The organism is Streptomyces sp. NPDC002476 (assembly GCF_042889785.1).
Lineage (GTDB): Bacteria > Actinomycetota > Actinomycetes > Streptomycetales > Streptomycetaceae > Streptomyces.
In genome coordinates this window covers 20,350-29,290 of record NZ_JBIARH010000059.1, presented here as the reverse complement: position 1 = coordinate 29,290, position 8,941 = coordinate 20,350, and the positions used below count along the sequence as shown (strand labels likewise).

The 8,941-nt window shown below is 69.6% G+C and carries 9 protein-coding genes and 3 pseudogenes; 3 read left to right on the top strand and 9 right to left on the bottom strand.

All coding sequences use genetic code 11. The annotated features are described in order from the left end of the window. Positions 1-309: 309 nt before the first annotated feature. Positions 310-504, top strand: a complete 195-nt coding sequence (locus ACFYXM_RS34410; protein WP_389295437.1) for a hypothetical protein — start codon at positions 310-312, stop codon at positions 502-504. Positions 505-750: 246 nt separating this feature from the next. Here ACFYXM_RS34410 and ACFYXM_RS34405 read toward each other — a convergent pair whose 3' ends face one another. The 4 genes from ACFYXM_RS34405 to ACFYXM_RS34390 form a co-directional block, all read right to left on the bottom strand. Further along, positions 751-924 carry a hypothetical protein gene (locus ACFYXM_RS34405; protein WP_389295435.1) on the bottom strand — a complete coding sequence of 58 codons (174 nt, stop codon included), beginning with the start codon at positions 922-924 and terminating at the stop codon, positions 751-753. Between the two features lie 296 nt (positions 925-1,220). Then, on the bottom strand, positions 1,221-1,379 hold the full coding sequence (locus ACFYXM_RS34400; RefSeq protein ID WP_389295433.1) for an ATP-binding cassette domain-containing protein: 159 nt from the start codon (positions 1,377-1,379) through the stop codon (positions 1,221-1,223). Between the two features lie 351 nt (positions 1,380-1,730). After that, positions 1,731-2,273, bottom strand: a complete 543-nt coding sequence (locus tag ACFYXM_RS34395) for a carbonic anhydrase (protein WP_389295431.1) — start codon at positions 2,271-2,273, stop codon at positions 1,731-1,733. A 386-nt stretch (positions 2,274-2,659) separates the two neighbouring features. Further along, positions 2,660-3,556, bottom strand: a complete 897-nt coding sequence (locus tag ACFYXM_RS34390; protein WP_389295430.1) for a transposase — start codon at positions 3,554-3,556, stop codon at positions 2,660-2,662. 254 nt (positions 3,557-3,810) lie between these two features. On the opposite strand from ACFYXM_RS34390, the gene ACFYXM_RS34385 reads away from it, so the two are divergent. Further along, the gene (locus ACFYXM_RS34385; RefSeq protein WP_389295428.1) at positions 3,811-5,232 is read left to right on the top strand and encodes a hypothetical protein; all 1,422 of its coding nucleotides are present in this window, start codon (positions 3,811-3,813) and stop codon (positions 5,230-5,232) included. Positions 5,233-5,383: 151 nt separating this feature from the next. On the opposite strand, the gene ACFYXM_RS34380 is transcribed toward ACFYXM_RS34385, so the two are convergent. Then, positions 5,384-5,956, bottom strand: coding sequence for a GNAT family N-acetyltransferase (locus ACFYXM_RS34380; protein WP_389295426.1), 573 nt, complete (start codon positions 5,954-5,956; stop codon positions 5,384-5,386). Between the two features lie 301 nt (positions 5,957-6,257). Then, the gene (locus ACFYXM_RS34375; protein ID WP_389295424.1) at positions 6,258-6,581 is read right to left on the bottom strand and encodes a hypothetical protein; all 324 of its coding nucleotides are present in this window, start codon (positions 6,579-6,581) and stop codon (positions 6,258-6,260) included. A 404-nt stretch (positions 6,582-6,985) separates the two neighbouring features. On the opposite strand from ACFYXM_RS34375, the pseudogene ACFYXM_RS34370 reads away from it, so the two are divergent. Then, a pseudogene (locus ACFYXM_RS34370) lies at positions 6,986-7,214 on the top strand (GlsB/YeaQ/YmgE family stress response membrane protein). 20 nt (positions 7,215-7,234) lie between these two features. On the opposite strand, the pseudogene ACFYXM_RS34365 reads toward ACFYXM_RS34370, so the two are convergent. The 3 genes and pseudogenes from ACFYXM_RS34365 to ACFYXM_RS34355 all read right to left on the bottom strand — a co-directional run. Continuing rightward, positions 7,235-8,011: pseudogene (locus ACFYXM_RS34365) on the bottom strand (serine hydrolase); the annotation flags it as partial. A gap of 45 nt (positions 8,012-8,056) precedes the next feature. Next, positions 8,057-8,467, bottom strand: a pseudogene (locus ACFYXM_RS34360) (IS6 family transposase); the annotation flags it as partial. A 44-nt stretch (positions 8,468-8,511) separates the two neighbouring features. Then, a complete protein-coding gene (locus ACFYXM_RS34355; protein WP_389295423.1) occupies positions 8,512-8,736 on the bottom strand; it encodes an NUDIX domain-containing protein in 225 nt (74 codons plus the stop codon). Positions 8,737-8,941 lie beyond the last annotated feature (205 nt).

The following is an 8,941-nucleotide window of genomic DNA, read 5'->3' as shown; positions in this document are numbered from 1 at the left end:
CCACACCGTCCTCAAAAGCGGCGCAGTGTTCCTCACCTACACGCGCGTCACCAGCTGAGCCCTCCGGGCAGGCGGCGCTGCGCGAGGCCGGGTGCCGGCGCGCTCGTAGGGCCACGTAAGCGCTACCGCAGCCGCAAGCCATGGCCGTGGAAGGCTGCAGTGAATGCGGCGGGGGCGCCCCGAGTCGGCCGCGTGCGGCTCGACGTGCGACTCGAGCGGCCGGTACGCCTGCGCCCGGGAGATATCGAACTCCGCGGCGCAATACGCCGCCCACGACGGGTAACCGAGCGGGGCCCAGACCCGGGCAGCGTGCGCGACCTGGACCCGGGCCGCGAGAACACCCACGGCGCGCCGGACATCCTCCAGCGCCTTCCGCAGCCCAGCCGTCACCGCACGGGCCCGCGCCGCGCTCAGCGGCGGCAGCGTCGGCCCGGCATCGTCCCGGTCGCGCCCACCCGCACCTCCCGTGTGCGCCGCACCAGCGTGGCGGCTATTCCCCGGTGAGGCCCTGACGGGCAGCGTCGATCGCTTCGTCCAAGGCGGCGCGGCCACCGGGGCGAACTCACGGGCCGGAACAGGGACGGAAACGGGGGCAGCAGGGACCGAAACGGGGGCCGGGGCCGGAAAGGTCCAGTCCAGGAGATCGGTCTGGGTACGGGGCTTCCCGGCGGAGACGCGGTAGGGCTGCCTGCGCGATCCGGGTCGCGTCCCTCGTGGGGGCTCGTCAGCGCACCTGGTCCGGCCGCGCCATCAGTACTCCTTCGCCCAGTGCTGGGTCGTCTTCGACGGCTCGCAGGATGCCAGGTACGGCCAGGTGGCGCTCTCGCCAAGACACTGGCTGCTGTACAGGTTCACGAGGGTGCTGTTGGTACCCGTGCGCCAGTTCTGGCCGGTTTTGGAGCCGCAGTCGGCCAGGGACAGCATGTTGGCGTTGACAGTCAGGCACTGGCCGGCGGACTGTAAGGGCTGTCCCGTCATCCGTGGCGGACCAGCTCGCGGCGTCGGATGTGGTGCATCGCAAGGCGGAGGGGCGTCCGCATACTGGATGTATGCGGACGTTCCGACAACGCGGCGAGGTGCCGCAGCTGTCGTCGCGCGCCCGCCAGGGATTACGGGACAGCCCTTAGCCAACGTTTTTGAGCCGGAAGTGGCCGCTGGGTGCGGGGGGGTTCGGCGAGGTCGCGCCGGACGCCACACCGGAACCGCCGGAGCCGCCCGTGTCACCCGACCCGCCCGTGGCATTGCCGCCCGTGGCGTTCCCGCCGTGCGCGGGTCCGCCCCCGGCGGGATGGGCGGAGCATCGTGGTGAGCATGCGGACGGCGGTGTTCTTGCCGGAGCCGTTGGGGCCGAGACACCCGTAGACCTCTGCGGCGTTCACCTCCAGGTTCTGGTGATCCGGGGTCCGGGCTTCGATCTGTGTCGGATCGAAACCTGACAGTCATCCCGTCCGGTCTCTGTGCCCGAAGCGCGCCCATCCTCGACGAGAGCGGGCACGCACGGGTCAAGCCGCAGCTGATGGTACGGCGCTGGCGGTGCGAGTCTTCTGCTCGGTCACGGCCTGGTGTCGGCTCACGCGGTGCACGCCGCACCCGGTGCTCACCGGTGGCCGCACCGCCGTGCGGATGAGTACGCACCCTGTACGGGCGGTGGGAGCCCGACGGCTGGAAACCGGGCACAGTTGCTTCCGTCTCGGCGTCGGCCGGGACTGCCGGGGCCGACCGTGTCCTGCTCAGCCGGGCTGCACGACGGTGGTGATCCTCCCGGTCCCGAGGTCGTAGGTGTAGCCGCCGATCTTGATGTTGCCGATGGCCGACGCGAGCTCGGGTGCCGCGCGCAACTTGGCGATGTCCTTCTGGACCGTCTTGGACGGCTCCAGGACGGCCATCTCCGAGGAGGTCTGTTCGTCCCAGCCACCGCGGGCGGCGTAGCCGACGCGTAGACCGTCGTCGGCGAGAAATCCCGAGCCGCAGTCGGTGTGGTGGATGACGGCGATCTCGAACCAGTCCGCTTCGGGAGTCTTGTTCTCGTGCAGGTGCACGATCCAGGCAAGGTCCTTGATGATCGCCGGCGTCACGCGGCCTCCGACGTTACGTGCGACGATCGCTTCTCCGAGCCGGACGCCCAGCACGGCCGCGGGCTCCACGCGCGGATCGATGCAGGTGATCAGGTACAGCTGCTTGAAGGGGACGAACGGGATCCGGGGGACGTTGGCCTGGGCACCGGAGGCCGCGAAAGCCTGGTTGCGCTCCAGGTACGGGGTGAAGTTCGACATGGCTGATCCCTTCAGGAGGCGGTGGCAGCCTGGGGCTGTGAGACCGGCACCGTATGCGTGCTGTCGATCTGCGCGGGGCGCGAGCCGGCCCGTTCGGCCATGAACCGCACGGCAGCAAGCTGTCCCAGGCGCCACCATCGCCCACGAGGGGATCACGCGCCAGGCCGGCTCGCCCGGCAGAGGAGAGCTGAGCGTCGCCGGCCTAACGACCTGGGGGCAATAGGGATCGGGCTCCCGACGCCCTGCGACTCCGCCTCCCGCGTCGTCGTCGGTCACCGACGCCCCTTCCCCGAGCTCTCAGCTGCTTTCGAGCAGGACAGACCCCATCCACCTCCCTCCTCCGCCCTGGATCCGAAGCCGCACGACGCCGCTCGCCGATCCACTCCCTATCGTTCCCCCAGGTCGTAAGCCTCGATCCACCGATGTGGTTTCGAAGTGGTCTCCGAGGGTTTGCGGGGCGGTTCTGGGCTGTCGGCTGGGGTGTGGGCAGCGGGTGTCCGCTGGATGCTCCTATGGTTGTCAAGCCGCTGGAACGAGGTCAGGGCCATCGCTGTGCCGGCCCGGCGGCAGGCGGCGATGACACCGGCGTTGTAGAACTGCGAGTCCGCGCGCAGGATGCGCAGGCCGGTGCAGCCGGCCTCGACGGCGGTGGCCAGGGCCTCGCTCGCGAGTTTCGGGGCGCCACGGGAGTCGGCCGTTTTGCCGCGGCGCATCCGCACGGTGGCGATCACCGGCCGGGAAGCGGGGGTGCAGATCGTGGCGAGCAGGGGGTGCAGGGTGCGGATGCCCTTGAACCGGCCGTACTCGGCGCCCTGCTTGGTGCGGCCATAGACGCGTTTGTGGGTGGAGTCGACATCGATGGACGCCTTCTGGTCGGAGCCGAGCAGGAGCGGGGTGTGCGCGGCCAGTTCGCTGAGGAACTCCCGGTGCACCGCGTGGAGTTGGAGGGCATGGCCGTGGGTGAAGGAGCGAAGGAAAGTGCCCAGCGTGGACGGGGCACGGATCCCGCTGAACAGGGCCGGCATCGCACCGTGCCGCAGGACGTCCAGGTCGTCGATGCTGTCAGCACCCGCGACCATGCCGGCCACGATGCTGGTGACCTTGGCGTCCGCCGCAGCGCCCGCGCTGTTCTTCGCCCCGCTCAGCTTCACCTTGTCCGCCACCAGACCGGCGAGCCCGCACCGCTCGGCCAGCCGCATCACCGGGGCCAGCCCGGCGTACGCGATCAGATTCGCGTCATCGAACGCGGCGGACACCGCCGAGGCAGCATGCGAGGATTGCACCTCGCGGGTGCTCTCTCATTCTGTGGACCTGGAACCGTAGGAAGTCCCATCGTCCCAGCTCAGAGGGCATCCTGCGACTGAGTGCTTCACTTGGCCAGTGAGCGCGAGAGTTGGCCAGTCGTGGTCCGCGCTCGGCTTCTGTTGGGCATGGGGCCGACTGATTGCCCTCAGTGACTCAAGGGCCAAATTTCGCGCGCTCCGCGAGCGCCCCGCGCCCTACGATCAACGGTACGACTGCTGGAGCGGGGGCGGGAATGCATAAGGACACCAGGGACGGGACAGTGGCCGCGGTGCGGCTCGCGGGAGGTGCACCGCTTCGGGGCACGCTTGATGTCGACGACCCCGGCGACTGGCTCGCGCTGGACGCAGGAGTGCGTCAGGTGGCTTGGTACCGCTCGCAGCTCCGGCCGGAGTGGGAGCACTCCGCCCCGCTGCCCGTCGACCTGACTCAGCTCGGCGAGTCTCGGCTCGCACTTGCCCTCTGCCACCGTGACGGGCGGATCCGTCAGGAGGCTGTGCGTTGGTCGACCCGATACCCCGGTCTACTGCCGCTGATCGTGATCCGCTGCGCCGATTGGGCCGACCCAGTGCGCGAGCGCGCCCGGCAGCTGCTGCGCGAGGTCCTGGATGTAGATACTGCCGTCGGCCTCGCGCCGCTGATTCTGCGCGTCGGCCGCCGCGGCAGAGGTGCCTTCGGCGTCGAGGTGCTCGGGGAGGTCCTACGCCGGGCATCCCACGGGCAGCTCGCAGCTCTCTTCATCGCTCCCGACCGCATCGTGCGGCGGTTCGCATACCGGCTGGCCGTCAATGGCCGGTTGCTCCGCCCCGCCGAGCTGGCCCGCGCGGCCGCCCGGGACGAGGACACCGTGGTCCAGGACCTGTGTGCCGCAGCGGCGCTCACGGCTCTGCGCGACGACGAGGCGTACGAGAATGTACTGCCGCCACTGCTGACCGCGCGCAACCCGCGTGCCCGTTCGGCCGGTGTCACCGCGCTGCGGCGGGCGGGGCGGTCAGAACAGGCGGAGTCGTTCCTCAGCGACCGGTCCGCGCTGGTTCGCGCTTGCGCCCGGTACGTCGTACGACAGCATGGCGGTGATCCGACGGCCTGGTACCGGAAGCGGTGCACGACACCGGACGACCCCGTGTTGCCACCCGGCGCGGTCATCGGGCTGGCCGAGTGCGGGAACCGTGCGGATGCCGGGCTGCTGTGGCCGTTGCTCGCGCACCCGGCGGCCGGGGTGCGGGCGCGGGCGGTGGCAGGGCTGCGCACATTGGACTGCGCGGACACGAAGCAATTGCGGCCACTCCTCGACGACCCTGCCGCCGGTGTCGTGCGCGAGACGGCCCTCGCCCTGCTGCCATCGGCAAAGGAACTGCCTGCCGACTGGCTGCTGGAACGCACCAGCCCCGAGCGGCCGCGACACATCCGGCTCGCCGCATTCCGGCTGCTCGACGCGTGCGACGGAGTCGTGGCGCTGCGGGCGGCGGTCGGACTGTTGGAGGACCCGGATGTGAAGCTGCGCATCTGGGCAGGGCAGTCCGTGCAGCGCTGGCATCCGTCAGCGGACGTGCGGCCCGGCGACGCGGAGGTCGGGGAACTGCTCGACCGGAGCCGACACCTCTTCAGCGACCACGTGCTGCGGCGGCGCAAGTGGGAAGCCGGGGTGGACGACTGAGTTCGCCTGGAGACGCACAGGGGTCAGGAGGTCCCGATAGCTGGCGAAGCCGGATACCGGCAGGGCCACGCTCACTGGCCGGCCGAAGCGCTCAGTCACACATCCGCGTCTCCATGTTCAAGCATTGCTATGGCTACAGACCAGCGGGATGTCAGTCGAGAAAGCGGCTCATGAACAGTGCTGTCTCCCCGTCGGACTCGGTTCCGCTGTAGAGGGAGGTGTCCAGGCCGCAGAAAGTGAACCCCATCCGCTGATAGGCACGGATAGCCGGAGCGTTGATGTTCGTCACTTCCAGCCAGACGTGCCCGGCACCGCATGCCCGGGCCCAGTCGATGGCGTGGCTCATCAGCGTGCGCCCGATTCCCCGGCCCTGGTACGGCCCGGCCACCTCGATATCGGCGATGACCAGCCGACGGTTCCAGGGCTCATACTCCGTGTCGACGTAGCCGCACACATGATCGCCGTCCAGCGCGACGAACCGGCGCTCGCCCGCCGACGCCTCATCGCCCTCAGGCTCGTCGTCGGGGAAGACCTTGTGAACCGGCAGGTCCAGCCGAATGGGCCGAATGGAGAACCCGCCCCCCGAGTCGACCACCTCGAAGAGGGTGTCCGAGCTGAACTCCCCCTTGATGACGGCGGACCTGTCCCTCTCGCCCTCAGCCACGCGATAGGTGATTGCCTCCCCCGCCCCACGGCCGACTGATTTACTGTCAGGTAGCGTCATGTCCTCACCGTACCGGTCCGGTACAGCACGGCGGTCGGGGTCTATCCGCCGGCCGAACCACCGTCGACAGCCCCTCGTCCGCGATCCGATTCGCCCCGCCGAACCGGACAAAGACCACCGAAACGGCATGGGACGCTTTCACCCACGAGATGCCTCGCCGATCGTGCGTGAAGAAGCCTTCGACAAGCCCATCATCACAGGTCGAGGTCGGGCAGGGACCAGCGGGCGGTGTAGAGGCGGTAGGCCAGCATCCGGCCGCGCAGTGTCTTCGGGTCGCTGATGTCCAGGCACTGCGCGGTGATCACGGCGTCCACGACCCGCTCGTCCAGGCCGGGTTCGCGGCGGCGGCCGCGCAGGGTGAGGGCGAGGTGGCGGCGGGCTTCGGCGAGCAGGTGGCGGTGGTGGAAGCAGCCGTGCTTGTGCACCACGAACGCCATCGCGGTGATGTCGATGGCTGCCAGGGCGACATCGACCGTGGCGGCGACGCAGGCCCGGATCGCCCGGGCCGCGGCCCGGGCGCGTTCGAGAAGGCAGCCGATGAGAGGGCCTGGTTCCAGACGCCCTCGCGCTGGTAACGGCGGAACACCCAATACAGACTCGACCACGGCCCATACCGTTCGGGCACGTCCCGCCACGGCACCCCGCCAGGACCCAGTGGCGGATCTCATCGACTTGCCGACGCAGGTTCCGCGCCGAACAACCGCACCCTGCGACCGGCAGCAACGCCTCGACCACCGCCCACGCCTCGTCCGTCAGATCATGCCGTCCAATTGCGTCGCCCACAGGCCCGCAGCATGCCGATCCCGCAGGTCACAAGCCACTTCCGAACCCAGCCCAGCCCGGCGCGTGCGGGCAAGAGCCGGCACGCATCAGTGAGCACCGGAGTGATGCGATACCTGCGGACCTCCCGGTGGCGATGGAACGGCGCCCACCCCCATGCCCGAGGTGGGCGCCTTTGCTGCGCCCTGCCCCGAGTGCCACGCCGAAACCGAAGCCGGACAGTCACGTCCGCGCCCGACCCGCCGCAGGATCGGTACCGTCATCGGTACCCCGGGCCGGCTGGTGCTGCCCAGTCGGCAGCGGATCGGCGTGCTGTGGACCGTTGCCGTCGGCATCGTCGCCGCCTTCATCGGCACCGGGGTCGCGGCGGCACTGGGAGTGTCCGACAAAGGGCATCGACTGGATCGAATGGCTCATCCAGATCGCCCTCGCGGCCGTGGGCGTCGCCGCGCTCGAACGGTTCAAGGCCCGTACCTGACCGGACGGCGGGAAACGGGTTCAGGCTCGCGGACTCGCATCGGCCGTTGCCCGTCTCCGCGGCCGCAGATCCACCGCGGCGAGTACTGTGCGCTCCACGGCGAGCAGCAGAGCGGCTGCGGCGACGGCCACCGCGCCCCATCCCGCGTCGGGCAGCCACAACAGAGCGGATTCGACAGTGCCTCCGAGGGCCGCGGGCAGCACTTGCCACAGGAGGGCCACCAGGGTCAGCGACGCGCCGGTCGACGCCAGTGTGGTCAGTACGATCCGGCGCCGGGAGCGGTCGCGGGCCGCTTTCCGCCGTCCAGGCAGGATCCGCAGGGCGGGGGCTGCCGCGCACAGTGCCAGCGCCCCGGCGAGTGCGAGCACCGCCCACGGCAGGACGTGCGCGAGCGGGCCGACCGATGCGCTGCCCGGTTCCGTTCCGGTCAGGATCCGGGCTGCCCCGAACGCGGCGTGATGAAATTCCTGGGCTCGCAGCAGGTGGAAGGCGTTCTGCAGGACGATCACGGCTCGGTCGCTGTCGGGAAGCATGACGACCATGGCGTCATGACCGGGCAGTGATCCGGACTTCCAGACCATGCGCTCGCCCGTGCCTTCAAGAGTGCCGACCGACCAGCCGATACCGAACTGGTCGATGTCGCTGCCGACATGGCCGCGCTGGGTCTCGGCGATCCCCTTCGCCGAGAGCACCCGGTGGCCGTCCACCCGTCCGCCGCCGAGCTCGGCGAGGACGAAGCGAGTCAAGTCCCTTGCGCTGCCGCCCACATGGGCCGCCGGAACGCCCGAGGTGTCGTACGGCGCGTCGAAGGACGTCGGCTTGCCGAAGACGAACCGGTGACCGGTGACCACCACACGCGGCACCGAGCAGATCTTCTTGAGCAGTGTGCGGAAGAAACGCCGGGCAGCGGCCTTGTCCCGGCGGCCCTGGAGAAGGATGTCGAGCACGTCACCGTCGGCGTCGACGGCCCGCCACAAATACTTCTGCTCACCGTCGATCTTCACGAAGACCTCGTCCAGGTACCACTTGTCACCCGGCCGTGGCCGACGTCGGCACAGCTCATTCGCATAGACCTGGCCGAACTTTGCGCACCACCACCGGATCGTCTCGCACGAGACGATCACGCCGCGCCCGAACATCAGCTCCTCCACCTCACGGAATGACAACGGGAAGCGGAAGTACAGCCACACGCAGCGGGAGATCACCTCGACCGGGTACCGGTGCCCCTTGCACGACGGCGGAGCACTGCCCACGGACACCCCTCCACCACGACCAACCCGAAGATCATCCCACCCTGTCAGCCAACGTGACAGCGCCCTCCCTTGACCTCGCACCGGACTGTCTGCAGCGGGTCCTCCCCCATGTCCAGACCGCCGCCGGGGATCTCCCAGGTGTCAGTGCGGTAGGACGGCTGGACCAGGAGAATGCGGCCGGCTGCGTCGTGGATGGCGGCTCCGGCACCGGCGATGTGCTTGGGCAGGGAGGCGTAGTACTCAGCAGGAGGGAGATGCGCGGTGCTCATGAGGCGGGACGCTAACCGGGCCGCCCACACGGTCCGCGCAGCATCCGCGGTCTGGCACAGAACAGTGACAAACCGGTGTGATTCTCACCCCGGAGGCGGGTTCTGATCCTCGGTCAGTGCATCGCCTTCGTGCCGGTAGACACGCTGGCAGGTGGTGCAGCGCAACGCCGTGTCCAGGGTGCGGCCGCACCGGCATACCCTGCCC

Coding starts and splice junctions, on each gene's coding strand:
- ACFYXM_RS34405 (WP_389295435.1), bottom strand. CDS start 924: ATGCTGTCCCTGGCCGACTGCGGCTCCAAAACCGGCCAGAACTGGCGC.
- ACFYXM_RS34395 (WP_389295431.1), bottom strand. CDS start 2,273: ATGTCGAACTTCACCCCGTACCTGGAGCGCAACCAGGCTTTCGCGGCC.
- ACFYXM_RS34385 (WP_389295428.1), top strand. CDS start 3,811: ATGCATAAGGACACCAGGGACGGGACAGTGGCCGCGGTGCGGCTCGCG.
- ACFYXM_RS34380 (WP_389295426.1), bottom strand. CDS start 5,956: ATGACGCTACCTGACAGTAAATCAGTCGGCCGTGGGGCGGGGGAGGCA.
- ACFYXM_RS34355 (WP_389295423.1), bottom strand. CDS start 8,736: ATGAGCACCGCGCATCTCCCTCCTGCTGAGTACTACGCCTCCCTGCCC.